This is a genomic window from Bradyrhizobium sp. Ash2021 (assembly GCF_031202265.1).
Classification (GTDB): domain Bacteria; phylum Pseudomonadota; class Alphaproteobacteria; order Rhizobiales; family Xanthobacteraceae; genus Bradyrhizobium.
Genome location: NZ_CP100604.1, coordinates 5,532,760 through 5,557,372 on the forward strand (window position 1 = coordinate 5,532,760; position 24,613 = coordinate 5,557,372).

The following is a 24,613-nucleotide window of genomic DNA, read 5'->3' on the forward strand; positions in this document are numbered from 1 at the left end:
GCAATGGTTATGAATTTCCGCCGCTGCATCGACGTAACGGCTAACAGGTCGCGACACGGCGTGCACCAGAAATCATACGTTCGATCCCGGATGAAACACGCGAGATGCTCGGCGCTAGCAGCACAGCGCCGACATGCGTGCCAGCGGAAACCTAGCCCGCCATCTGGCTCAAGCGCGCCAGCGCGCTGCCGGCGAGCGCCCGGGTCAGCTCGGCGGCCGGCATTTCGCGCCCCAATCGCACCGCCTGGCCGGCCCACAGGTTGGTGAAATCGACCTTGCCGTGCTTTTCGGCGGCCGCTTTCAGCGGTCCGAGCGCGGTGGCGGAATGCGGAAAGGCCGGAGCGTCCGGCGAGATCGGGCCGACTTCGCGCATCACGCGGTTGGCGACGCCGCGCGCGGGCCGCCCGGTCATGACATTGGTAATGACGGTGGAATCGTCGCGCGCCTGGGCCAGCGCGATCCGCGCCGAGGCAATCACCTTCGATTCCGGGCAGCGCAGATATGCGCTGCCGATCTGCACGCCCGAGGCGCCAAGCGCAAACGCCGCCGCGATACCGCGACCGTCGGCGATGCCACCGGCCGCGATCACCGGCACCTTCACCGCATCGACCACCTGCGGCACCAGCGCGAAGGTACCGGGCTGTTCGGCGATGTTGACGGTCAGGAACATGCCGCGATGGCCGCCGGCTTCGGCGCCCTGCGCGATGATGACGTCGGCGCCGTTCTCCTCGAGCCAGATCGCCTCTCTCACGATGGTCGCCGACGACATCACGAGGGCGCCGGCCGCTTTGACGCGCTTGAGCAGCGCGGCATCCGGCAAGCCGAAATGGAAGCTGACGACTTCCGGCTTCAACTCCTCCACCAGCGCGCACATCGCCTCGTCAAACGGCGCGCGGTTGGCGGCATTGACGGGTGCTGCGGGATCGAGGCCCAACTCCTTGTAGTAAGGCCCAAGCCGCGCCTTCCAGCCGGCTTCGCGCGCCGGGTCGGCATCGACCGGCGTGTGGCAGAAGAAGTTCATATTGACGGGTGCTGCTACGCGCTGGCGGATAATGTTGATCTGCTCGCGGGCCTTCTCCACGGACAGCATCGCGCACGGCAACGAGCCCAGCGCCCCGCCCTGCGCCGCCGCGATCACGAGCTCGGCATCCATGATCCCGGCCATCGGCGCCAGCACGATCGGAAACTCGGTCTTGAAAAGGTCGATAATTCGGCGGTCTGGCCACATGGTTTGTCTCACGATCTTTCAGGCGACAGAGGCGATGGAGTTACGCCGGCCCTGCAACGTTTGCTCGGCTTCGGCGACAATGCGGCCGACGATCTCTGCAGCCGGTGGAATATCATGGATCAGCCCAACGGACTCACCGGCAAACACGGCGGCGACATCGAAATTGCCCGCGGCCTTCGCCGCCGCATACTCCACGGTCACCTCGTCCACGCGCTGCATCAGCTCGATCTCGCGGCCGGTCCAGCGCCGGAGATGGTCGTTGGAAAGCGCGCGCGCGGTGAACGGCGCCGGCCACATCAGCTTGCGCGACCAGTCGAACACGACGCCGCGCACGGTCTCACCGCTGTTCGCCGCGCGTATCCGCTGCTTGGCCTCCTCGGCGCCGTCGGCCTCGATGCTGGCATAGAACCGCGTCCCGATCAGCACGCCCGATGCCCCCAGCATCATCATCGCCGCGAGGCCGCGTCCATCCGCGATGCCGCCGGCGGCAACCACCGGCACGCGGCCGGCCGCGAGATCGACGATCGCGGGCACGATGTCGATCGTGGTGCGCGACGCGCCGTGCCCGCCGGCTTCGGTGCCCTGCGCGATTAAAATATCCGCCCCGGCATCGAGTGCCTGTCTCGCCATGTCCTCGCTCTGCACCTGGCAGATCAGCAAGCTCCGCGCCGCCTTGATCTTTGGCGCGAACGGCGCGGGATCGCCGAACGACAACATGATCGCGCGCGGTCGCGCTTCGAGTGTGATGTCGAGCAGCTCGGGCTGCTTCGCCAGGCTCCAGGTGATGAAGCCGACGCCGAACGGTCCGGCAAACCCCTTCAGCTTCGCGGTCTCCGCCTCGAGCCGCGTTCTGTCTCCATAACCGCCGCCCAAAATACCGAAGCCACCGGCGTCACTGACCGCCCTCACCAGCCGGCTGCCGGAGATCGTGTCCATCGGCGCCAAGAGGATCGGGTGTCGAATACCCAGCCGTGCCGTCAATTCGGTGCTGATCGCCATGCGATGGCTCCCTGTTCTGGACAGCCAGTCTAGGGGAGTCTACTATTCTCTGAAAATGAATACTAGAGAACGCTGCCATCTCGCAATTGAAACGGAGCTACCCCCGTGGAATTGACCGATCTCATGACTTTTTCCACGGTCGCGCGTCTCGGCGGCATCACCCGCGCCGCCGACGAACTCAACACCGTGCAATCCAACGTCACCCAACGCGTGAAGGCGCTGGAAGCCGAGATCGGCACCGCGCTGTTCGAGCGGCACAGCCGCGGCATGACGCTGACCGGCGCCGGCCGGCGCCTGTTGCCCTATGCGCAGCGCATGGCCGCGCTGTCGCGCGAGGCGGTGCTGGCCGCACGCGACGATGGCGAGCCGAAGGGACCGCTCTCGATCGGCTCAATGGAGACGACCGCCGCGGTGCGACTGCCCGCGCTGCTCGCTGCATTTCACCGGCGTTATCCGGCGGTGCGGTTGACACTGCGGACGGCGCCGACCGCCGATCTGGTCGCCGCCATGCTCGACGGCACGCTGGATGGCGCCTTCGTCGCCGGTCCGATCGAGCATGCCGAACTCAGCGCCGTAACCGCGTTCAGGGAAGAACTCGTGCTGGTCACCGCGCGGCGATGGACCAGCCTTGCCGCCTTGCGTGCCGGCACGCCCGAGTCAGGCCCGACCGCGCTGGTGTTCCGCACCGGCTGCACCTACCGGCAACGGCTCGAACAGGTGTTTTCGGAATTCGGCTGGCCGTCCGCCGCCCGCTTCGAACTGGGAACGCTCGACGGCATGATCGGCTGCGTCGCCGCCGACATGGGCGTGACGCTGCTGCCCCGCGCCGTGGTCGAGCGCGACCATGTCAACCGCGACATCAGCATTCACGCGCTCGCAGCGTCGCAGTCACGTGTCGACACGCTCTTCATCCAGCGCCGCAGCGCGCACCAATACAGTGCGCTGCAGGGGTTTGTTACTTGCCTGGAGAGAAGCGAAGAGGTCATCGCGGCCTGACCCTCCGCACGACCGGCACTGACTTCATTTGCTGCGCGAGCCACTGATGTCCATCGCAATTCCAACGATCACGACATCGCGCCTGATCCTTCGCCCGTTGGAGCTCGCCGACGCCGATGCCGTGCAAGCAATTTTCCCTCGGTGGGAGATCGTGCAGTTCCTGAACCGTCAGATTCCATGGCCCTATCCGGCTGACGGTGCCCTGACATTCCTTCGCGACACCGCGCTTCCAGCGATGCGATCGGGTAGCGCTTGGCACTGGTCAATCCGGCCCAAACCCGAGCCCGGGCAATTAATCGGCGTCATCAGCCTGATGGACAAGCCCGACGAGAACAGAGGTTTCTGGCTCGACCCGGGGTGGCAAGGCCGAGGGCTGATGACGGAGGCATCCTCGGCGGTGACCGATTACTGGTTCGAAACTCTGGAGCGGCCCGTTCTTCGCGCTCCAAAGGCCGCCGCCAACCTGCCATCGCGCCGTATCTCAGAGAGCAGCGGCATGCGTGTGATCCGGACAGAGGATCTGGATTATGTATCGGGTCGGCATCCCAGTGAAATCTGGGAAATCACGCGCGAGGAGTGGCGCAGACGATCCCGCTAGTCGACCATCTTCCACCGCGGCTTTGCGCAACCGCCAACGCGCGTGTTATGCGAACGCCATGCCCGCCCCCATCCTTCCCCTGATTGAAGCCGCTGCACACTGGCCGGAACGCGGCGCGCTGATCGGCCTCGATCTCGGCACCAAGACCATCGGGGTTGCGGTGTCCAACGCCGATCGCAGGCTTGCGACCGGCGTCGAAACCATCCGCCGCACGGCCTTCAAGGCCGACGCGGCGCGGCTGCTGGCTCTTGCCCGCGAGCGCAACGCGGTCGGCTTCGTGCTTGGCCTGCCCATCAACATGGACGGCAGCGAGGGACCGCGCGCGCAATCGACCCGCGCCTTCGCGCGGAATTTTTCCAAACTTACCGATCTCGCCATCGGTTTGTGGGATGAGCGGTTGTCCACCGCCGCCGTCGAGCGCGAACTGATCGGGATGGACGTCAGCCGCGCCCGCCGCGCCGAGGTGATCGACGAGCACGCCGCGATCTTCATCCTGCAGGGCGCGCTGGACCGGCTGGCGACGCTGCGCGGGGATCGCTGACGATGGTCGTCGTGATCGAGGCGCTGCTGCCGGTGTTTCTGCTGATCGTGCTGGGTTTTGTCTTGAAGCGCAGCCTGATGCGGCTGGAGACGCAATGGCACGGGCTGGAACGGCTGACCTATTACGTGCTGTTCCCGATGCTGCTGATCCAGACGCTGGTGAAGGCCGACCTCACAAAAGTACCGGTCGCCAGCGTCGGCGGCGCGCTCCTGATCTCGGCGCTCGCGATGTCGCTGTTGTGCCTTGCGCTGTGTCCCCTGCTCGCACGCTGCGCCATCGACGGGCCGGCCTTCACCTCGATCTTCCAGGGCGCGACGCGCTGGCAGACCTATGTGGCGCTCGCCGTCTCCGGCAGTCTCTATGGCGATGTCGGGCTGGCGCTGGCGTCGGTTGCGATGGTGGCCATCATCCCGCTCGTCAACGTGTTCAGTGTCGCGGTGTTGGCGCATTATGCTTCGCCGGAAAAGCGGTCGATCGGCTCCATCGTGATAACGGTGGTGCGCAATCCTCTGATCTGGGCTTGCGCGATCGGGCTCGTGCTCAACGTCACGCACCTCCCGCTGCCAAAAATCTGGCATGAGGTCGCCGACGCGCTCGGCCGTTCTTCGCTCGCGATCGGTCTGCTCGTCACCGGCGCCGGCCTGCATCTGGAAGGCATGTTTCGCCCGAGCCTTGCGGCCTCGGTCGCAGTATTCCTCAAGCTGATCCTGATGCCGGTGCTCGCGGTCGCCCTCGCGCTATGGTTCGGGCTATCCGGTTCGAATCTGGCGATCGTCACCGCCTGCTCGGCGGTGCCGGCCTCCTCCTCGGCCTATGTGCTGGCCCGGCAAATGGGCGGCGACGCGCCGCTGCTGGCGCAGATCATCACGCTGCAGACGATTCTGGCGGCGATCACGATGCCGATCGCGATCGCGCTGGCGGCGTGAAAATCCGTCATCGACCGTCATTGCGAGGAGCGAAGCGACGAAGCAATCCACTCTTTCTTTCCGCAGCAAGGATGGATTGCTTCGCGGAGCCTGTCATCGGGCGGCGCTTCGCGCCGACCCGTTGGCTCGCAATGACGGAAATAACAGCCGGCCTATCTACCCGCTTCCCACCAGCCACATGCTCTGCACCGTCGCGGCGAGATTGTTGAGGCCGTGCAGAACGATCGTCAGCCAGAGCGAGTTCGAGCGATAGCGCAAATAACCGAGCAACACGCCGATCGAAAATATCTCGCCGAAAAAGAACCAGTTGTACTGCATGTGCAGCGCCGTCCATGCCAGCGACGACAGCAGGATCGCGCCGGGGACCCGCAAGAACGACTCCGACCAGCCGCGGTAGAGAAAGCCGCGGGCGAGCAATTCCTCCGAGATCGGCGCGGCGACGCAAAACGCGATCAGCAACAGCCACACCGAACCGTCGGCCTGCGCCGATTTCAGTACGTCGCCCATGAACCCGGGCTGGACTTCCCGCCCCAACACACGCGACACCAGGTCCCAACCCATCACCAGCGCGACCATCGCCACGACACCAATGATGAACATCTTCCACGACGTCCCGCGCAGCGCGAGATAGTCGGCAAACCGCGTGCGTGTCGGACGGATCGCAATCCACAACGCCAGGATCACCGCAGGCAATCCCATCACGACGGACAGCGAAATCGTCCGCCCGCCGCCGACCACATGGATGGCCGCGGCGACATCGATCGGCCCGTCCCGCATCAGCACGAAATAAGCGATGACGGTCAGCTGCCCGACGAACATCCCGCCGAAGACAAACAGGCCCCATAACGCCGTGCCCCAGAACTGCCAGATCCGGGGCGCAGGTTCGGTCGGAGTGACGGTGATGGGGGGATTTTCGGGGTTAAGGGAATCCATCGCTGACTTTCAGTTGGCAAGGAGCTTTAACTCTCCGTCATGCCCGGGCATAACCGTCCGAAGAACGGCGTCGCTTCCGCTCGCCTGCGCCCGGGCATCCACGTCTTTCGTTCGTACATCAAGAAAGAACGTGGATGGCCGGGACAAGCCCGGCCATGACGTCGGTGGGTTTTCACGGCAGCGCCCGCTCCAGCAAACCACGGACATCGTTGTTCGCCAGATCGACCGCGCCATACATGCTGGCGTGATTGGCGGCAAGCCGGGTGGCCGCGAACAATTCGGCCTGATGCGGCGAGACGCCGTTGAGCGCGGCGGCGGCAGCCAGCAGCGCCAGTTTTTCGACCGCGAGCCGCGCCACGCGCTCGCTGTCCAGACGGCGGAACGATTTGCCGACAAACGCGACCGCCTCGCCGGCGCCCGGCAGGCCCAGCGTCTCGCCGGTGAGTTCGTGCAAAACCGCCAGCGCCGCATCGGCCTCGCGCGACAACGCCCGGAGCACGTCGAGGCACATCACATTGCCCGAACCTTCCCAGATCGCGTTGACCGGCGCCTCCCGATAGTGCCGCGCCAAAATGCCCTCCTCCACATAGCCATTGCCGCCGAGGCACTCCATCGCCTCGTAGAGGAAGCCGGGCGCGCTCTTGCAGATCCAGTATTTGATCGCCGGCGTCAGCAGCCGCATATAGGCGGCCTCCTTGGGCTGATCGGGGGCGCGGTCGAACGACCGGCACAGCCGCATCACCAGCGCGATCGAGGCTTCGACATGCAGCGCCATGTCCGACAGCACCGCCTGCATCAGCGGCTGATCGGCGAGATGCTTCTGGAATACGCTGCGGTGGCGCGCGTGGTGCAGCGCATGCGCCAATCCCGACCGCATCAAACCCGCCGAGGCGATCGCGCAATCCTGCCGCGTCAACTGCACCATCTGGATGATGGTGCGGATGCCCTTGCCCTCATCGCCGATCCGCATCGCATGAGCGCCGGCGAATTCCACTTCCGACGAGGCGTTGGAGCGGTTGCCGAGCTTGTCCTTCAATCGCTGAAACCGGATCGCGTTGACCGAACCATCCGGCGCAAAGCGCGGCATGAAGAAACAGCTCAGGCCTTCGTCGGCCTGCGCCAGCACCAGAAACGCGTCGCACATCGGTGCCGACATGAACCATTTATGGCCGGTAATGCGATAGGCGTCGCCGTCACGTTCCGCGCGCGTCATGTTGGATCGGACGTCGGTGCCGCCCTGCTTCTCGGTCATGCCCATGCCGAGCGTCATGCCGCGTTTGGTCCACCACGGCGCAAAAGCCGGATCATACGCGCGGGTCGCAATCACCGGCATCGTCGCGGCCAGCAAATCCGGCTGCGCCGCCAATGCCGCGACCGAAGCGCGCGTCATGGTGATCGGACAGAGATGCCCGGTCTCCACTTGCGCAGCCATGTAGAACTTGGCGGCGCGTATCACTTCCGCCGCACCGCCGGCCGGCTGGCCCTGTGCGCTCCAGGTCGAATTGTGCACGCCGGCATGCGCGCTGTGGGCCATCAACTCGTGATAGGCCGGATGGAACTCGACCTCGTCGCGGCGGTTGCCTTTGGCATCGAAGGTCCGCAGCTTCGGTGTGTTCTCGTTGGCGACCCGGCCCCGTTCCGCCATCGCGGCCGAACCCCAATGCTTGCCGAACTCCGACAGCTCTTGCTCCGCCGCCGCACCGCCATTGGCGGCGACCGCAGCGGCCAGCGGCCGGTCCACCGCGAACAGATCGACGTCGCAAAACGGCGGTGACTGGTTGAAGACCTCGTGGGTTGAGAATGAAGCCTGCGTCATGGCCGGTCCTGGCGGTCGGGAATCAATTGTGCCGCGCAATCGGAAAATCATAGGCCTGCGCGCCTGCGCCCGGCAGCGAAAAGTGCCACCACTCCTTCGAATAGTTGACAAAGCCCTGCCGGGCCATCGCGGCCACCAGCACATTGCGCCAGCGCCGCTGGGCCGGCGTGATCGAACTCGCCGCGGTATGGGCCTTCAGGTCGGTGCAATCATAGCCGGTGCCCATGTCGACGCTGCCTTCCGGCGCACGCTCCTCCACCGGTGCGGTGCAGTCGGCGTAGGCCTTGTTCGGATCGAAGGCGGCGGAATTGTCGGCGCTCAGGTCGACCAGCGTCAGATCGAGCGCTCCGCCGGTGGAATGCTGGGAATGGGTGGCGATATAGCCGAGCCGGAACAGGTCGGCCTTGCGGAAGGCCGGATTAAAGCGCCGGCCGGTGGCCATCTCTCTGCCATCGCGCGACCACGCCACCATGTCGGCGACCGCGCGCTGCGGCCGGTAGCAATCGAACATTTTCAGCGACAGCTTTTGCCTGGCGAGTTCCTGCTGGATGTTTTTCAGCGCAAGGCCGACGTTCCGCTTCACCACGCATTCGCCCGCCTCATAGCCGGCCAGCGGGTGGCCGACGAAATTATTGGCGCTGGCATAGCGGATGTCCTGGATGATGGTGGGATCGATATCCCGCAGATACGCGAAGCCGCCTGGCAAGGCCTGGGCAGGCGCCGCTGCAGGGCCATATGTCAGGCCTAGCGCGGTTAACGCGATCGCTAAAATCGGCCGGCATTTCTGCATGATGTGCTCTCCGCACGCTGAACGCGGCGACATTGCGGCAACTCCCTTTACCCCGCGCGGCGACAGACCGGGGGATAACTCGCAAGCCGCCTATTCCCGCTTGCCCCCCGCGCCGTCTCTGCCTATAGCTCTCGCTTTAATGACCCCTGTATCGAAATCGACCTTCGTCCTCGGTCACCGGCATCTGCTGGGAATCGAGGGGCTTTCCGCTGCCGACATTACCGGCTTGCTCGACCTTTCCGAGGAATATGTCGAGCTCAACCGCCAGGTCGACAAAAAACGCACCTCGCTGCGCGGCCGCACCCAGGTCAATTTGTTCTTCGAGGCCTCAACCCGCACCCAATCCTCGTTCGAGCTGGCGGGAAAACGGCTCGGCGCCGACGTCATGAACATGTCGGTGTCCTCGTCCTCGATCCGCAAGGGCGAGACGCTGATGGACACCGCGGTGACCCTGAACGCCATGCACCCGGATATCCTGGTGGTGCGGCACCATGCCTCGGGTGCTGTGGAACTGCTGGCGCGCAAGGTCGACGGTTCCGTCGTCAATGCCGGCGACGGCGCCCACGAACATCCAACGCAAGCGCTGCTCGACGCGCTCACCATCCGCCGCAACAAGGGCCGGCTGGAAGGGCTCGTGATCGCGATCTGCGGCGACGTGATGCATTCGCGGGTGGCGCGTTCCAATATATTGCTGCTCAACACCATGGGCGCCCGCGTCCGTGTCGTCGCCCCCTCCACGCTGTTGCCGCGCGGCATCGAGCGGATGGGCGTCGAGGTGGCGCGCGACATGCGCGAGGGCCTCAATGGCGCCGACATCGTGATGATGCTGCGGCTGCAGCGCGAGCGCATGAACGGCTCCTTTGTGCCGTCGAGCCAGGAATACTTCCATTACTTCGGCCTCGACCAGAAGAAGCTCGCTTACGCCAAGCCCGACGCACTGGTGATGCATCCGGGTCCGATGAACCGCGGCGTGGAGATCGACTCAATCGTCGCCGACGGCGCGCAATCGCTGATCCGCGAACAGGTCGAAATGGGAGTGGCGGTGCGGATGGCGGTGCTTGAAGCACTCGCCCGCAACCTGCCGAACGCATAAAATGCTGACCGATCGCCGCCCTATCCTGCTCGCCAACGCCCGCGTCGTCGATCCTTCCCGGGATTTCGACGGCCCCGGCGACGTTCTGATCGCGGACGGCATGATCCGCGATTCAAAGCGCGGCATCGGCGCCGCCGGCGTCCCCGAAGGCACCGACATCATCAATTGCGACGGCAAGATCGTCGCCCCCGGACTGATCGACATGCGCGCCTTTGTCGGCGAGCCCGGCGCCAGCCACCGCGAGACCTTTGCCTCCGCGAGCCAGGCCGCGGCCGCCGGCGGCATCACCACCATCATCTGCCAGCCCGACACCTCGCCCGTGATCGACAATTCGGCGACGGTCGACTTCGTGCTGCGCCGGGCGCGCGACACCGCGATCGTCAACATCCACCCGATGGCGGCGCTCACAAAAGGCATGCGCGGCCAGGAGATGACCGAGATCGGGCTGTTGAAGGCCGCCGGCGCGGTCGCCTTCACCGACGGCGCCAGCAGCGTCACCAACGCGCAGGTGATGCGCCGCGCGCTGGCCTACGCCCGCGATTTCGACGCCCTGATCGTCCACCACACCGAGGACCCGGATCTGGTCGGCGAAGGCGTCATGAACGAAGGCGAATTCGCCGCGCGGCTCGGGCTGATCGGCATCCCCAACGCCGCCGAGGCGGTGATGCTGGAGCGCGACATGCGCCTCGTCGCGCTGACCGGCGGCCGCTATCACGCCGCCTCCCTGAGCTGCATCGAGTCGCTGGAAATCCTCAAGCGCGCCCGCGACGCCGGGTTATCGGTCTCGGCCTCGGTCTCGATCAATCACGTGACCCTGAACGAAAACGACATCGGCCCGTACCGCACCTTCCTGAAATTGTCGCCGCCGCTGCGCACCGAGGAGGACCGGCTGGCGCTGGTTTCGGCCGTTGCCTCCGGCCTGATCGACGTCGTGATGTCCGATCACAATCCGCAGGACGTCGAGGTGAAGCGGCTGCCATTCGCGGAAGCAGCCTCCGGCGCGGTCGGCCTGCAGACCATGCTGCCGGCCGCCTTGCGGCTGATTCACAATGGCGAGATGGATTTTCGCACCCTGATCCGGGCGATGTCGACGCGGCCGGCGGAACTGATGGGACTGCCCGGCGGTAGCTTGCGCGCCGGCTCGCCCGCTGACGTGATCGTGATCGACGCCGATATCCCCTGGGTGCTCGATCCCGCCGACCTCAAATCGCAGTGCAAGAATACGCCATTCGACGAAGCCCGCTTCTCGGGCCGCGTGGTGCGTACTATTGTCGGCGGACGGACGGTCTATGAGCATGTTTAGCAGAGCGTTTTCGAGCGAAGTGGGAACCGGTTCGCGTCAAGAAAACGCGTCAAAAAGAGACTCTTATGCGCGGGAAATTCGCCGGGGCAGCAGGAGCAACCGCGATGTCGGGTGACGCCTTCCTCGTCGTCGGGTTCCTGCTCGGCTATTTGCTCGGCTCGATTCCGTTCGGCCTTGTGCTGACCAAATTGGCCGGCACGCAGGATCTGCGCTCGATCGGCTCCGGCAATATCGGCGCTACCAATGTGCTGCGCACCGGCCGCAAGGGCCTGGCTGCGGCAACGCTGATCTGCGATGCGCTGAAGGGCACGCTGGCGGTGGTCATATCAGGCTATTACGGCGGGCCGAACGCGGCGATGCTGGCCGCACTTGGCGCCTTTCTCGGCCATCTGTTTCCGGTCTGGCTCAAATTTCGCGGCGGCAAAGGCGTCGCCGTCTATATCGGCGTGCTGATCGGCCTGTTCTGGCCGGCCGCGCTGATCTTCTGCGCGATGTGGCTCGCAACCGCCTTCACGACGCGCTACTCGTCACTCTCCGCCTTGGTCGCAGCCTTCATCACGCCGTTATTCCTGTGGTGGTTTGGCCAACCAGCGCTGGCGTCGCTGTCCGCCGTGCTGACCATGCTGCTGTTCTACATGCACCGCGAAAACATCAAGCGCTTGCAGGCCGGCACCGAGGGCAAAATCGGGGCGAAGTGACGAACATCGTCATTCCGGGGCGATGCGAAGCATCGAACTAGGTGCGCAATTGCGCACCTGAGAATCTCGAGATTCCGGGTCTGGTCCTTCGGACCATCCCGCAATGACGGCCTTATCTTCCCGCTAGCGCCGCTTCCACGAACCGCGCCGCCGCCAGCGCCTGAGCGTCGGCGCCAAACCGCGCGATTACCTGTACCCCGACCGGCAATCTACCGTCGGCGACATAAGCCGGAACATTCACGCAGGGCACGCCCATCAGCGTCCAGAGCCGGTTGAGCCGGGCATCGCCGGTCGACGCCAGCCCCTTCGGGGCGGCGCCGGGAGCCGAGAACGTCAGCAACACGTCGACGTCCTCAAACACCTTGCCCAGTGCGTGTCGCGCCCGGCTCGCAATTTTGATCGCCTCGTCATAGGCGGCGGGTGGCGTCCCCTTGCTCTCGTCGAGCCGCCCGCGCAGCAGCGGCGCCATCGCGGCGTAATTTTCGCGGTATTCCCAGGCCAGCGCCTGATGCGCTTCGAATTCCTGCACGATGGGCTGCGCGCGCCAGGCCTCGGCGACGATCTCGGGTAATGCCAGCGCACGCACCGAGGCGCCGGCGCGCTCGGCCGCCGCCACCGCAATCCGCAGCGCCTCTGCGCTTGCTGCTTCCGGCGCGCCGGCAAAATCCTGCGTCACCACGCCGATGCGCGGTGTTGTTACCGCCGAACCCGGCAGCAATTCGGGCCGGCCGGTCATCGCCGCCAGCCCGCGTGCCACGTCCTCGACGCCGGCGGCGAACAGCCCGACGGTATCGAGTGTCCACGAATAGCATTTGACGCCGACCGTCGGCAGCAGCCGGTAGGACGGCTTGATCGCGGCGACGCCGCAGAACGACGCCGGCCGGATCACCGAACCGCCGGTCTGCGTTCCCAGCGCCAGCGGGATCATCCCGGCCCCGACCGCCGCCGCCGAACCCGACGACGATCCGCCCGGCGTATGGCCGTGATTGTGCGGATTGAGCGTCGCGGTCGGATCGGACGAAGCGAACGCCGTCGTCGTGGTCTTGCCGATAATCGTCGCGCCCGCCTGCTTCAGGGCAGCGACCACAGCCGCATCCCCGCGCGACCGAAAACCCCTGTAGATTGGCGAACCCATCTCGGTCGGAAAATCCGCCGTATCCATGATGTCCTTGATGCCGACGGCGATGCCGCGCAGTGGGCCGGCCTTGGCGGCACGCGCCTTGTCGTCACGGCAGACAAAGGCGCCGATGGTTTTCTCGTGCGCGGCGATCGCTTCGAGCGACCGGCCGATCGCCGCATCCGCGGAGAGATTGCCGGCATCGATGCGGCGCTGGAGTTCGGCGAGCGAGATCATGGGCATGGTTTCCTGCGGCATGAGACAGCTTTTAGGGAGCGTGCCGGGATCGAGCAAGCCATGACGGCGCGGGGCTGCCGCGCCCTCAAACGAGTTGATTGCAATCTCCGGTTGGGCAAAGCTGGGCCGGCATGCACGACCGTCCCCCCAGCACCACCCGCCTCACCGACGCCGAGCGGCTCGACCGCCTGCGCCTGATCCGGTCCGACAATGTCGGCCCGCGCACCTTCCGCTCCCTGCTCCAGCATTTCGGCGATGCGCGCACGGCGCTGGAGCGGCTGCCCGATCTGGCGCGACGCGGCGGCGCGGCGCGGCCGGGCCGGATCTGCAGCGAGGACAGCGCGCGCGCCGAACTCGATGCCGCCGGCAAGATCGGCGTCAGCCTGGTCGTGCCCGATGAAGCCGGTTATCCGCCGCGCCTCGCCACGCTCGACGACGCGCCGCCGCTGCTCGGCATCCGCAGCGCGCCCGACCTGCTGATGCGGCCGATGATCGCGATCGTCGGCTCCCGCAATGCTTCCGGCGCCGGGCTGAAATTCGCAGCTACGATCGCGCGCGATCTCGGCGATGCCGGTTTTGTCGTCATCTCCGGCCTCGCCCGCGGCATCGATCAGGCCGCGCATCGCGCCAGCATGGCAAGCGGTACCGTCGCGGTGCTGGCCGGCGGCCATGACAGGATCTATCCGCCCGAGCATGAGGACCTGCTGGCGGCGCTGCTGGAGGCTGGCGGCGCGATTTCCGAAATGCCGCTCGGCCATGTGCCGCGGGCGCGCGATTTTCCCGGCGCAACCGGCTGATCTCGGGCGCCGCGCTCGGCGTCGTCGTGGTGGAAGCCGCGCACCGTTCGGGATCGCTGATCACCGCAAGGATCGCTGCCGAACAGGGCCGCGAAGTGTTCGCGGTGCCGGGCTCGCCGCTCGATCCGCGCGCCGCCGGCACCAACGATTTGATCAAGCAGGGCGCGACGCTGGTCACCGAAGCCAGTGACGTCATCAACGCGGTCGAGCCGATCATGGAGCGGCCGATCATGCTCCGCGCACGCGAGGACGACGGCGAGCCGCTGGATTTCGAAGCCGATAGCAGCGACCGCGCGCGCATCGTCAATTTGCTCGGGCCAAGCCCGGTCAGCCTCGACGATCTGATCCGGATGTCCGGCGCCTCGCCCGCCATCGTGCGCGCGGTGCTGCTCGAACTCGAACTCGCCGGACGGCTGGAGCGCCACGGCGGCGGGCTGGTGTCGCTGATTTAGGTCGTCAACGATCTTCGTTGCGCCCGTCGAATCGCGCGCGGGCGCTTTCGATCTCGGTCCGGTGCTCGAAGGCCGACTTGCCCAGCGCTTCCACCGGCTTCGACAGGCCGCGCCCGAGATCGGTGAGCTCATAATCGACGCGCGGCGGAATGGTCGGGAATACGGTTCGCGTCACCAGGCCATCGCGTTCGAGCCCGCGCAGGGTCAGCGTCAGCATGCGCTGCGAGATGCCGTCGATCGTGCGCTTGATCTCGTTGAAGCGGCGCGGACCCTCGCCTAGCAGCATGATGACGAACACGCTCCATTTGTCGCCGACCCGCGCCAGGATCGAGGCCACGCCCCGGCAGTCGCTGTCCAGATGATGCGGCTGGGGCGGCAGGACTGGGGCTCTAGAGACAGGCACTTTTTTGTGCTCGGGTTTCAACGATGTGCTCGGGTTTCAAAAATGTGCGTTCTTGCGGGGTTTGCGGACAGGCACTCATATAGTCTCAGTTACAAACTTATACCAAGGGTGACCCTCCTATGAAACTCCTCCATCTCGATTCCAGCGTCCTCGGCCCCCACTCCGTCAGCCGTCAGGTCTCCGCCGCCATCGTCGACCGGCTGCGCAAGGCCACCCCCGGCCTCAAAATCACCTATCGCGATCTGACCCTGACCCCGCTGGCGCATCTGAGCGGCTCCCACCTCGCCGCCGGCCAGGGCGCCCCGGCAGAGGCCTCGCTGCGCGAGGACATCGCCGCCGGTCAGGCGGTGCTGTCCGAGTTTTTGGCCGCCGACATCGTCGTGCTCGGCGCGCCCATGTATAATTTTACCATTCCGAGCCAGCTCAAGGCCTGGATCGACCGCATCCTGGTCGCGGGCAAGACGTTCAAATATAGCGCCCAAGGCGCCGAAGGGCTGGCCGGCAACAAGCGCGTCATCATCGCGATCTCGCGCGGCGGCTTCTACGGCGCCGGCACGCCGGCCGCCGCCCGCGAACATCTGGAAACCTATTTGCGCTCGGTGTTCGGCTTTATCGGCGTGAAAGACCTTGAATTCATTTCCGCCGACGGAACCCAGGTCGGGCCCGAGCATCGCGAGAAGGCGGTCGCAGGCGCGCTGCACGCCGCAAGCAATCTCGACGCAGCATAGAAAAAAAAGTGAACACCGCCCGCCGCTGCTGTCAGCAGCGGCGGGCGGGTGTCGTGTGATGAAAGGGTCTGCCAAACAGCTGGCGCCGTTTACCCCCGATAGATCGGCGCGCCCGCAGGCGACGCCGTCGAGCCGCCATCGACGAACAATTCCTGGCCCTGCACGTGCGCGGCATCGTCTGAGGCGAGGAACAACACCGTCTTCGAGATGTGGTCGGGCTCGCCGATGTGTCCGAGCGGCGTCGTCGCGCCGATGCGCTTTTCGAACGCCTTCTCCGCTTCCGGCGTGGCGATCGCCGCTCCCCAGATCGGCGTACGGATCGCGCCGGGCGCGACCACGTTGACGCGGATGCCGCGCGGCGACAATTCGGATGCCATGGTCCGCGCCATCGCGCGCACGCCGGCCTTGCTCGCCGCATAGGCGGAATAACCGGGATTGCCGAGCACCGAGATGACCGAGCCGTTCAGGATGATGGAGGCGCCGTCATTCAGATGCGGGACTACCGCTTGCACGGTGAAGAATACCCCGGTCAGGTTCGTCCTGATTACCGATTCGAACGCCGCAAGAGTGGTTCCGCCGACAGGCGTCTGGCCGGGAATACCGGCGTTTGCGAACACGATATCGAATTTGCCGAATTTTGCCGCCCCCTGCTCGACCGCGGCTTCGACCGCCGCGATGTCGGTGGCATCGGCGACGAACGCCAGCGCATTCGGCCCGAGTTCCCTGGCTGCTGCGTCCAGGGTCTCCTTGTTGCGCCCGGTGATGACGACTTTCGCCCCCTCGGCCACGAACAGTTTTGCGGTCGCCAGCCCGATGCCGCTGTTGCCGCCGGTAATCAACGCCGTCTTGTTCGCAAGTCTCACGGTAGCCTCCGTCCATTTTGGTTGCATTATTAAACTATTTTGCCTAACTAGGGCATCTGGTTTTATAATGCAACTACACAAGCCCGTGATGTGATCACGGCCACGGAGACCGCCACCATGAAGCGAACGAGTTTCGAAGGCGACCAGTGCCCGATCGCGCGATCGCTCGACGTGATCGGCGACTGGTGGTCGCTTCTGATCATCCGCGACGCGTCGTTGGGGCACCGCCGTTTCGGCGAGTTCCAGAAAAGTCTCGGACTGGCGAAAAACATCCTCACCGTACGGCTGCGCGCGCTGGTGGATCAGGGCATCCTGAAAACCGCGCCTGCCTCCGACGGCAGCGCCTATCAGGAATATGTCCTGACGCCGAAGGGCCGCGGCGTCTTTCCGATCCTGGTCGCGCTGCGGCAGTGGAGCGAAGAGTTCGATGCGAGGCCGGAGGAAATCGGAACCATTATGGTGGACCGCGACAAGGGAAAGCCGGTGCGCAAGCTCGCGCTCTATTCGCAGGACGGACGCCTGCTCACCGCCGCCGACACCGTGCTGAAGCCGCGTCCGCCTGCCAAGCGCGCGCGAAGCATTGCTGGCTAGCGGGCCGCTCGCCTGATTTGCCCGACGGGCAAATCACTTGCCGATTGTCGAAATCGCTTGTCCAGCCCCTCCCGTAAAAATATTTCGCTTCACCCCGACGGGCAAATCAAGGGCATAACTCCGCCCGTCTCACCCAAACGAGGGGCGGGTCGCGATCGTCACGAACGCGCGGTGGGATGCGGTGGACGCGGATGTGCCATTGACGAACGGCACTGAGGCGGACGGCGAAGTCGTGTGGTCCTGGCGCCCCGATGCTGGCGTCAAGTTTTTGAGAAGCAAGCTTCTCAGGGATGACGGTGGCAAGAAAGCCGGTCACCGGGGAGAGCGCGCTATAAGCCGTAAAACCATTGCGCGGGGAAGGCCGGAGTGTTTCCGCTGAACCTGTATGCTCGTGTGCGCATTTCTTTGTGCAACCTTGCACACGAGACCGCGGGTGCAGCGCGCACCCGGTCTTCCCTGCGCCCTCTACGCTTTACGAGGGTGGAAAACGACGCAAAGCTCGGGCGGATCGCGCCGCGAGAACGCGGATTTGTGGCCCTTAGTTATTTTCAAATGGAGTTGGAGTTTTGTCAGCCGTCGTCATTGCGAGGAACGAAGCGACGAAGCAATCCATTCTTTCTTCGTGCGGTGAGATGGATTGCTTCGCTTCGCTCGCAATGACGGGACGCCGGCGCCCGTCCCCTCCTCACGACAGCTTGCGCCTGCTGCGCAGCCGCAGGCGCTCTTCCGCTTCGAGTTGGACCATGGCAAGCAGATACCCGAGGATCTCGAGCTTGTGGCGCTTGGCCAGTTTGACCAGATCGGCGACGGTCTCGGTGATAAAGGCCACGGCCTCATCCGGGCCGCCCTCCCCATCGGGCTCCTCTGCGCGCGATCGGCGATCCCTGCCCGAAGCGCTGCGCTTCCGGCCGCCCCCAGCCTTGCTCAAAAAAATTACATCCAATGCCGCACAATATGACCAAAAATAACCACTTTATGGCCGCAACTCTAGGGCGCATTTCGCAACTCCTTAGATATAAAGTCGTATTCCATGGGCGCCCCATCAATATCTGTCGATTTGACAGGGGCCGCCTCACCACCCATGTTCGGTCCGAAACGGCGGTCGCGAGTCTCGCGGAACCAGCCTTAATCTTTTCCCATAAGCCATTGGAATGACATGAATATCGTCATCGTGGAGTCGCCGGCGAAAGCCAAGACCATCAATAAGTATTTGGGCTCTTCCTACGAGGTTCTGGCCTCGTTCGGGCATGTCCGCGATCTCCCGGCCAAGAACGGATCGGTCGATCCGGACGCCAATTTTCAGATGATCTGGGAGATCGACCCCAAGGCGGCCGGCCGGCTCAACGACATCGCCAAGGCGCTGAAGGGCGCCGACCGCCTGATTCTCGCAACCGACCCCGATCGGGAGGGTGAGGCGATCTCCTGGCACGTGCTGGAAGTGCTGAAGGAAAAGCGCGCGATCAAGGACCACAAGATCGAGCGCGTGGTGTTCAACGCCATCACCAAGCAGGCGGTGACGGACGCGATGAAAGCGCCGCGCCAGATCGATGGCGCGCTGGTCGACGCCTATATGGCGCGCCGCGCGCTGGACTATCTGGTCGGCTTCACGCTCTCGCCGGTGCTGTGGCGCAAGCTGCCGGGCGCGCGCTCGGCCGGCCGCGTGCAGTCGGTCGCGCTGCGGCTGGTCTGCGACCGCGAACTCGAAATCGAGAAATTCGTCGCCCGCGAATACTGGTCGCTGGTGGCAACGCTAACGACGCCGCGCGGCGACGCCTTCGAGGCCCGCCTGGTCGGCGCCGACGGCAAGAAGATCCAGCGGCTCGACATCGGCACCGGCGCGGAAGCCGAAGAGCTCAAGAAAGCGATCGAAGCCGCCAACTTCACGGTCTCGACCGTCGAAGCCAAACCCGCGCGGAGAAATCCGCAGGCGCCCTTCACCACCTCGACACTGCAGCAGGAAGCCAGCCGCAAGCTCGGCTTTGCCCCGGCGCATACGATGCGGATCGCGCAGCGGCTCTATGAAGGCATCGATATCGGCGGCGAGACCACCGGTCTCATCACCTATATGCGAACCGACGGCGTGCAGATCGACGGCTCGGCGATCACGCAGGCCCGCAAGGTGATCGGCGAGGATTACGGCAACGCCTATGTGCCGGACGCGCCGCGCCAGTATGTGAGCAAGGCCAAGAACGCCCAGGAAGCGCATGAAGCGATCCGCCCGACCGACCTGTCGCGCCGTCCTGCCGAAATGCGCCGCCGCCTCGATCACGATCAGGCCCGGCTGTATGAGCTGATCTGGATCCGCACCATCGCCAGCCAAATGGAATCGGCGGAACTGGAACGCACCACCGTCGACATCGCCGCCAAAGCCGGCTCCCGCGTGCTCGACCTGCGCGCCAGTGGCCAGGTCATCAAATTCGACGGCTTTCTGGCGCTCTATCAGGAAGGCCGCGACGACGACGGCGACGATGAAGATAGCCGCCGCCTCCCCTCCATGAGCGAGGGCGAAGCGTTGAAACGGCAGAACCTCGCCGTCACGCAACACTTCACCGAACCGCCGCCGCGCTTCTCCGAAGCGTCGCTGGTCAAGCGCATGGAAGAGCTCGGCATCGGCCGTCCCTCGACCTACGCCTCGATCCTGCAGGTGCTGAAGGACCGCGGCTACGTCAAGCTGGAGAAGAAACGGCTGCATGGCGAGGACAAGGGCCGCGTCGTGGTCGCGTTCCTGGAGAATTTTTTCGCACGCTATGTCGAGTACGATTTCACCGCCGATCTGGAAGAGCAGCTCGACCGCATCTCCAACAACGAGATTTCCTGGCAGCAGGTTCTGAAGAATTTCTGGACCGGCTTTATCGGCGCGGTCAATGACATCAAGGATCTCCGCGTTTCGGAAGTGCTCGATGCGCTCGACGACATGCTGGGACCGCACATCTATCCGCCGCGCGCGGATGGCGGCGATGTCAGGCAGTGCCCGACCTGCGGCACCGGCAAGCTCAATCTGAAAGCCGGCAAGTTCGGCGCCTTCGTCGGTTGCTCGAATTATCCGGAATGCCGTTACACCCGCCCGCTCGCCGCCGACGGCGAAGCCAGCGCCGACCGTATCCTGGGCAAGGATCCCGCGGCCGATCTGGACGTGACGGTGAAGGCCGGACGCTTCGGCCCCTACATCCAGCTCGGCGAGCAGAAGGATTATGCCGAGGGCGAGAAGCCGCGACGCGCCGGAATCCCGAAGAACATGTCGCCCGGCGATATGGAACTGGAGCTGGCGCTCAAACTGCTGTCGCTGCCGCGCGAAATCGGAAAACACCCGGAGACCGGTGAGCCGATCACCGCCGGCATCGGCCGTTTCGGTCCGTTCGTGCGCCATGAGAAGACCTATGCCAGCCTCGAGGCCGGCGATGAGGTGTTCGACGTCGGCCTCAACCGCGCGGTGACGCTGATCGCCGAAAAGATCGCAAAGGGCCCGAGCGGCCGGCGCTTCGGCGCCGATCCCGGCAAGCCCCTGGGCGAGCATCCGAGCCTTGGCGGCGTCGCGGTCAAGAACGGCCGGTACGGCGCCTATGTCACGGCCGGCGGCGTCAACGCCACGATCCCGAGCGACAAGACGCTGGAGACCATCACGCTCGAGGAAGCCATCGCCCTGATCGATGAACGCGCGGCCAAGGGCGGCGGCAAGCCGAAGCGCGGGGCGAAGAAAGCAGCACCAAAGAAAGCCACGGCCAAGACCGCTGCCGATCCCGACGCGCCAAAAGCCGCCAAGAAGGCGGCGGTGAAGAAGGCCGCTGCAAAGCCGAAATCCGAAGCCGTGAGCAAGGCCCGGGCGCCGGTCGCGTCCGCGGCCAAGACGTCGGCGGCGAAACCACCACCCGCATCAAAAACGCCTGCGAAGAAAAGCGCGGGCAAGGCCCGGGGATAAGTGAAGAGCAAACCCGACAATGGCTTTCCGGCCCGGGACGCCATCGTCGCCTTCATCCGTTCGAATCCAGGCAAGGTCGGCACCCGCGAGATCGCGCGCGAGTTCGGCCTGAAGAACGCCGACCGCGTCGAGCTGAAACGCATCCTGCGTGAACTGGCCGACGACGGCACCGTCGCCAAACGCGGCCGGAAAATCCAGGAGCCGGCGGCGCTGCCGCCGACCGTAATGGCCGACATCACCGGCCGCGACACCGACGGCGAACTGCTCGCCACCCCCACCGAATGGGATGAAGAGGAAGACGGCGCCGCGCCGAAAATCCGCATCGATGTGCCGCGCCGCCCGCAACCGGGCACCGCGGCGGGTGTCGGCGACCGCGCGCTGCTGCGGGTCGAGAAGACCGATGACAGCGAAGGCACGCCCTATCGCGGCCGTGTCATCAAGGTCATCGATCACGCCAGGACCCGGCTGCTTGGAATTTTCCGCAAGCTGCCCAATGGCGGCGGCCGGCTCGTTCCCATCGACAAGAAACAGGTCGGGCGCGAATTGAACATCGCGAGCGCCGACAGCGGCGGCGCCGAGGATGGCGATCTCGTCAGCGTCGATCTCGTGCGCACGCGCGGTTACGGCCTAGCCTCCGGCAAGGTGAAGGAACGGCTTGGGTCGCTGGCGACGGAAAAAGCGGTCAGCCTGATCGCGATCCACGCCCACGAAATTCCGCAAGCCTTCTCGCCGTCCGCCTTGCGCGAAACCGAGGAGGCAAAGCCGGCGACGCTGAAAAGCCGCGAGGACTGGCGCGAGCTGCCGCTCGTCACCATCGATCCGCCCGACGCCAAGGATCACGACGACGCGGTTCATGCCGAGCCCGATCCCGATCCGAACAACAAGGGCGGCTATATCGTCCATGTCGCGATCGCCGACGTCGCCTTCTATGTCCGGCCGGGCTCGGCGCTGGATCGCGACGCGCTGTTGCGCGGCAATTCGGTATATTTCCCGGATCGCGTAGTGCCGATGCTGCCCGAGCGCATCTCCAACGATCTCTGTTCGCTGGTGCCGGGCGAGCCGCGCGGCGCGCTCGCGGTGCGCATGGTGATCGGGAGCGACGGCCGCAAGCGCTCGCACAGCTTTCATCGGGTGCTGATGCGCTCCGCCGCCAAGCTGAATTACGCGCAGGCGCAAGCCGCGATCGACGGTCGCCCCGACGATACCACGGGGCCCCTGCTCGAGCCGATCCTCAAACCGCTCTACACGGCTTATGCGCTGGTGAAACTCGCGCGCGATGAGCGCGACCCGCTCGATCTGGATCTGCCCGAGCGCAAGATCCTGCTGAAACCCGACGGCACCGTGGATCGCGTCATCGTGCCCGAGCGCCTCGACGCGCACCGGCTGATCGAAGAGTTCATGATTCTCGCAAACGTCGCCGCGGCCGAGATGCTGGAAAAGAAGGCGCTGCCGCTGATCTACCGGGTGCACGACGAACCGACCCAGGAGAAGGTTCATAATTTGCAGGAATTCCTGAAGACGCTCGATCTGCCGTTCGCCAAGACCGGCGCATTGCGCCCCGCTCTGTTCAATCGCGTGCTTAGCCAGGTGAAGGGTCACGATTCCGAGCCGCTGGTGAACGAGGTAGTGCTGCGCTCGCAGGCCCAGGCGGAATATTCGTCGGAAAATTACGGCCATTTCGGCCTCAACCTTCGACGCTACGCGCATTTCACCTCGCCGATCAGGCGATACGCGGATCTGATCGTGCATCGCGCGCTGATCCGCGCGCTCGGCCTCGGCGAAGGCGCGCTGCCGGAAACCGAGACGCTGGAAACGCTGAGCGAGGTCGCGGCACAAATTTCCGTTACCGAACGCCGCGCCATGAAGGCCGAGCGTGAAACCGCCGACCGGCTGATCGCGCATTTCCTCGCCGACCGCATCGGCGCCACGTTCCAGGGCCGCATCTCCGGCGTCACCCGCGCCGGACTGTTCGTCAAACTCTCAGATACCGGCGCCGACGGGCTGATCCCGATCCGGACGCTGGGCACGGAATATTTCAATTACGACGAGACCCGCCACGCGCTGGTCGGAACACGCAGCGGTGCCATGCACCGATTGGGGGACGTTGTCGACGTGCGTCTGGTAGAAGCAGCTCCGGTAGCTGGCGCGCTCCGGTTCGAGCTACTATCTGAAGCCCAGGTCATTCCGCGCGGCAGAAAACGCGACGGCGGGCGCGACGGTTCGCAGGCGCCGGCAAAATCGTCGAAGCCGCATCCGGGCCGCAGCCCGCGCAAGAAGGATCGCAAGCCGGGCAAACCAAAACCCGGCAAACCGAAGAGAGGCAAGTCATGGCAACGGTGAGCCCTTCGACGACAGTCTGGACCCGGGATTCCGCGCACGCCGAAAAGCGCAACGTCTGGACCGCAATGAAGCGCGGCTTTCGCAGCCGCTGTCCCCGCTGCGGAGAAGGCAAGCTGTTTCGCGCCTTCCTGAAGGTCGATGACCATTGTTCGGTCTGCGGTCTCGACTACACGCCGCACCGCGCCGACGACCTGCCCGCCTATCTCGTGATCGTCATCGTCGGCCATATCGTGGTGCCCACGGTGCTGTGGATCGAAACCGATTATTCGCCACCGGTCTGGCTGCAACTGGCGATCTATCTGCCGTTCACCCTCTTTGCCTCGCTCGCGCTGCTGCAACCTGTGAAAGGTGCCGTGGTCGGCTTCCAATGGGCACTGCGCATGCACGGCTTTGACGACAATGCTCCTGCCGACATTCCGCCCGTCTAGGCGTATTTTGTTTTGACGAAAAAAGAAAAACCGATGGGGATGGGATGACCGAAGCTGCGACTGCCGAAAAGCAAGAAAAGGAAGCCGATCACCATCCCTATTTCCGGCCCAAGGACGCGGCGACACTGATCCTGATCGATCGCTCCGGTGACAAGCCGAAAGTACTGGTCGGCAAGCGCCACGACAACGTGGTGTTCATGCCCGGCAAATATGTTTTTCCCGGCGGCCGTGTCGACAAGTCGGACAATCGTGTCCCGGTTGCCGCGCCGATCACCAGGGAGCTCGAAGCCAACCTGCTCAAGGGCAGCCCGAAGATCGGGCCGTCGCGCGCACGCGCGCTCGCGGTCGCCGCGATCCGCGAAGCCTGCGAGGAGACCGGCCTCTGCCTCGGCCGCAAGGTCGAACAGCCTTCCACGCTCGACGGCCCCTGGAAGCCATTCACCGATGCCGGCCTGCTGCCCGATCCGTCCAGCCTGTTCCTGATCGCGCGTGCGATCACCCCGCCCGGCCGCGTCCGGCGTTTTGATACGCGCTTCTTCACCGCGGATGCATCGAGCATCGCCCACCGTGTCGAGGGCGTGATCCATGCCGACGCCGAACTGGTGGAGCTGGTCTGGGTCGAGATCGGCTCAAAGCCGCTGGCGGATGCGCATGCCATGACCAAGAACGTGCTCGCCGAACTCGACCGCCGGCTTGCCACCGGCCCGCTGCGCCACGACGCGCCGGTGCCGTTCTTCCATTTCTACGGCGGCAAGATGCAGAAGGACGTATTGGGGGCGTAAGCGCCTCACACCAAATCCTCCGTCATTGCGAGGAGCGA

The 24,613-nt window shown here is 65.0% G+C and carries 23 protein-coding genes and 1 pseudogene; 15 read left to right on the plus strand and 9 right to left on the minus strand.

The window, feature by feature from the left end; genetic code table 11:
* Positions 1-151: 151 nt before the first annotated feature.
* Complete coding sequence (locus NL528_RS26680; protein ID WP_309177440.1) at positions 152-1,228, minus strand: nitronate monooxygenase family protein; 1,077 nt, start codon at positions 1,226-1,228, stop codon at positions 152-154.
* A gap of 18 nt (positions 1,229-1,246) precedes the next feature.
* Positions 1,247-2,227, minus strand: a complete 981-nt coding sequence (locus tag NL528_RS26685; protein ID WP_309177441.1) for a nitronate monooxygenase — start codon at positions 2,225-2,227, stop codon at positions 1,247-1,249.
* A gap of 105 nt (positions 2,228-2,332) precedes the next feature.
* Here NL528_RS26685 and NL528_RS26690 point away from each other — a divergent pair, with 105 nt between their 5' ends.
* The 4 genes from NL528_RS26690 to NL528_RS26705 are packed head-to-tail and all read left to right on the plus strand — an operon-like array spanning position 2,333 to position 5,288.
* Positions 2,333-3,223 carry a LysR substrate-binding domain-containing protein gene (locus tag NL528_RS26690; RefSeq protein ID WP_309177442.1) on the plus strand — a complete coding sequence of 297 codons (891 nt, stop codon included), beginning with the start codon at positions 2,333-2,335 and terminating at the stop codon, positions 3,221-3,223.
* A 46-nt stretch (positions 3,224-3,269) separates the two neighbouring features.
* The gene (locus NL528_RS26695) at positions 3,270-3,821 is read left to right on the plus strand and encodes a GNAT family N-acetyltransferase (RefSeq protein ID WP_309177443.1); all 552 of its coding nucleotides are present in this window, start codon (positions 3,270-3,272) and stop codon (positions 3,819-3,821) included.
* A 58-nt stretch (positions 3,822-3,879) separates the two neighbouring features.
* Positions 3,880-4,362 (plus strand): Holliday junction resolvase RuvX, encoded by a 483-nt coding sequence (gene ruvX, locus NL528_RS26700; protein WP_309177444.1) that lies wholly within the window; start codon positions 3,880-3,882, stop codon positions 4,360-4,362.
* Between the two features lie 2 nt (positions 4,363-4,364).
* Positions 4,365-5,288 carry an AEC family transporter gene (locus NL528_RS26705; protein ID WP_309177446.1) on the plus strand — a complete coding sequence of 308 codons (924 nt, stop codon included), beginning with the start codon at positions 4,365-4,367 and terminating at the stop codon, positions 5,286-5,288.
* Positions 5,289-5,444: 156 nt separating this feature from the next.
* Here NL528_RS26705 and NL528_RS26710 read toward each other — a convergent pair whose 3' ends face one another.
* The 3 genes from NL528_RS26710 to NL528_RS26720 all read right to left on the minus strand — a co-directional run bounded on the left by NL528_RS26710 (position 5,445) and on the right by NL528_RS26720 (position 8,827).
* Positions 5,445-6,221 carry a type II CAAX endopeptidase family protein gene (locus NL528_RS26710; RefSeq protein ID WP_309177448.1) on the minus strand — a complete coding sequence of 259 codons (777 nt, stop codon included), beginning with the start codon at positions 6,219-6,221 and terminating at the stop codon, positions 5,445-5,447.
* Positions 6,222-6,393: 172 nt separating this feature from the next.
* Complete coding sequence (locus NL528_RS26715; RefSeq protein WP_309177449.1) at positions 6,394-8,037, minus strand: acyl-CoA dehydrogenase family protein; 1,644 nt, start codon at positions 8,035-8,037, stop codon at positions 6,394-6,396.
* 22 nt (positions 8,038-8,059) lie between these two features.
* Positions 8,060-8,827, minus strand: coding sequence for a M15 family metallopeptidase (locus NL528_RS26720; RefSeq protein ID WP_309177450.1), 768 nt, complete (start codon positions 8,825-8,827; stop codon positions 8,060-8,062).
* A 139-nt stretch (positions 8,828-8,966) separates the two neighbouring features.
* Here NL528_RS26720 and NL528_RS26725 point away from each other — a divergent pair, with 139 nt between their 5' ends.
* The 3 genes from NL528_RS26725 (at position 8,967) to plsY (ending at position 11,921) form a co-directional block, all read left to right on the plus strand.
* The gene (locus NL528_RS26725) at positions 8,967-9,920 is read left to right on the plus strand and encodes an aspartate carbamoyltransferase catalytic subunit (protein WP_309177451.1); all 954 of its coding nucleotides are present in this window, start codon (positions 8,967-8,969) and stop codon (positions 9,918-9,920) included.
* Between the two features lies 1 nt (position 9,921).
* Positions 9,922-11,223, plus strand: coding sequence for a dihydroorotase (locus NL528_RS26730; RefSeq protein WP_309177452.1), 1,302 nt, complete (start codon positions 9,922-9,924; stop codon positions 11,221-11,223).
* 104 nt (positions 11,224-11,327) lie between these two features.
* Positions 11,328-11,921, plus strand: a complete 594-nt coding sequence (gene plsY, locus NL528_RS26735) for a glycerol-3-phosphate 1-O-acyltransferase PlsY (RefSeq protein WP_309185038.1) — start codon at positions 11,328-11,330, stop codon at positions 11,919-11,921.
* Between the two features lie 112 nt (positions 11,922-12,033).
* Here plsY and NL528_RS26740 read toward each other — a convergent pair whose 3' ends face one another.
* Positions 12,034-13,275 carry an amidase gene (locus NL528_RS26740; protein WP_309177453.1) on the minus strand — a complete coding sequence of 414 codons (1,242 nt, stop codon included), beginning with the start codon at positions 13,273-13,275 and terminating at the stop codon, positions 12,034-12,036.
* 131 nt (positions 13,276-13,406) lie between these two features.
* On the opposite strand from NL528_RS26740, the pseudogene NL528_RS26745 reads away from it, so the two are divergent.
* Both NL528_RS26745 and NL528_RS26750 read left to right on the plus strand, forming a co-directional pair.
* A pseudogene (locus NL528_RS26745) lies at positions 13,407-14,191 on the plus strand (DNA-processing protein DprA); the annotation flags it as partial.
* Between the two features lie 111 nt (positions 14,192-14,302).
* Positions 14,303-14,524, plus strand: coding sequence for a hypothetical protein (locus NL528_RS26750; protein WP_309185039.1), 222 nt, complete (start codon positions 14,303-14,305; stop codon positions 14,522-14,524).
* A 4-nt stretch (positions 14,525-14,528) separates the two neighbouring features.
* Here NL528_RS26750 and NL528_RS26755 read toward each other — a convergent pair whose 3' ends face one another.
* Complete coding sequence (locus NL528_RS26755) at positions 14,529-14,927, minus strand: helix-turn-helix domain-containing protein (RefSeq protein ID WP_309177454.1); 399 nt, start codon at positions 14,925-14,927, stop codon at positions 14,529-14,531.
* A gap of 119 nt (positions 14,928-15,046) precedes the next feature.
* Between NL528_RS26755 and NL528_RS26760 the strand changes: the two genes are divergently transcribed.
* Entirely contained in the window at positions 15,047-15,655 is a 609-nt protein-coding gene (locus NL528_RS26760; protein ID WP_309177455.1) for an NAD(P)H-dependent oxidoreductase, read from the plus strand.
* Positions 15,656-15,744: 89 nt separating this feature from the next.
* On the opposite strand, the gene NL528_RS26765 is transcribed toward NL528_RS26760, so the two are convergent.
* Positions 15,745-16,518, minus strand: a complete 774-nt coding sequence (locus NL528_RS26765) for an SDR family oxidoreductase (RefSeq protein ID WP_309177456.1) — start codon at positions 16,516-16,518, stop codon at positions 15,745-15,747.
* Between the two features lie 117 nt (positions 16,519-16,635).
* Between NL528_RS26765 and NL528_RS26770 the strand changes: the two genes are divergently transcribed.
* Positions 16,636-17,109, plus strand: coding sequence for a helix-turn-helix domain-containing protein (locus tag NL528_RS26770; protein ID WP_309177457.1), 474 nt, complete (start codon positions 16,636-16,638; stop codon positions 17,107-17,109).
* A gap of 685 nt (positions 17,110-17,794) precedes the next feature.
* On the opposite strand, the gene NL528_RS26775 is transcribed toward NL528_RS26770, so the two are convergent.
* Positions 17,795-17,938, minus strand: a complete 144-nt coding sequence (locus tag NL528_RS26775) for a hypothetical protein (protein WP_309177458.1) — start codon at positions 17,936-17,938, stop codon at positions 17,795-17,797.
* Positions 17,939-18,265: 327 nt separating this feature from the next.
* Here NL528_RS26775 and topA point away from each other — a divergent pair, with 327 nt between their 5' ends.
* From topA to NL528_RS26795, 4 genes are read left to right on the plus strand one after another with little or no spacing between them, the layout of a single operon-like run.
* On the plus strand, positions 18,266-21,025 hold the full coding sequence (gene topA, locus NL528_RS26780; RefSeq protein WP_309177459.1) for a type I DNA topoisomerase: 2,760 nt from the start codon (positions 18,266-18,268) through the stop codon (positions 21,023-21,025).
* Complete coding sequence (rnr, locus tag NL528_RS26785) at positions 21,026-23,365, plus strand: ribonuclease R (RefSeq protein WP_309177460.1); 2,340 nt, start codon at positions 21,026-21,028, stop codon at positions 23,363-23,365. It begins immediately after the preceding gene.
* The gene (locus tag NL528_RS26790; protein WP_309177461.1) at positions 23,353-23,793 is read left to right on the plus strand and encodes a DUF983 domain-containing protein; all 441 of its coding nucleotides are present in this window, start codon (positions 23,353-23,355) and stop codon (positions 23,791-23,793) included. The genes rnr and NL528_RS26790 overlap by 13 nt, the downstream gene beginning before the upstream one ends.
* Before the next feature lie 44 nt (positions 23,794-23,837).
* Positions 23,838-24,575, plus strand: a complete 738-nt coding sequence (locus tag NL528_RS26795) for an NUDIX domain-containing protein (protein WP_309177462.1) — start codon at positions 23,838-23,840, stop codon at positions 24,573-24,575.
* The last annotated feature ends 38 nt before the right edge of the window (positions 24,576-24,613 follow it).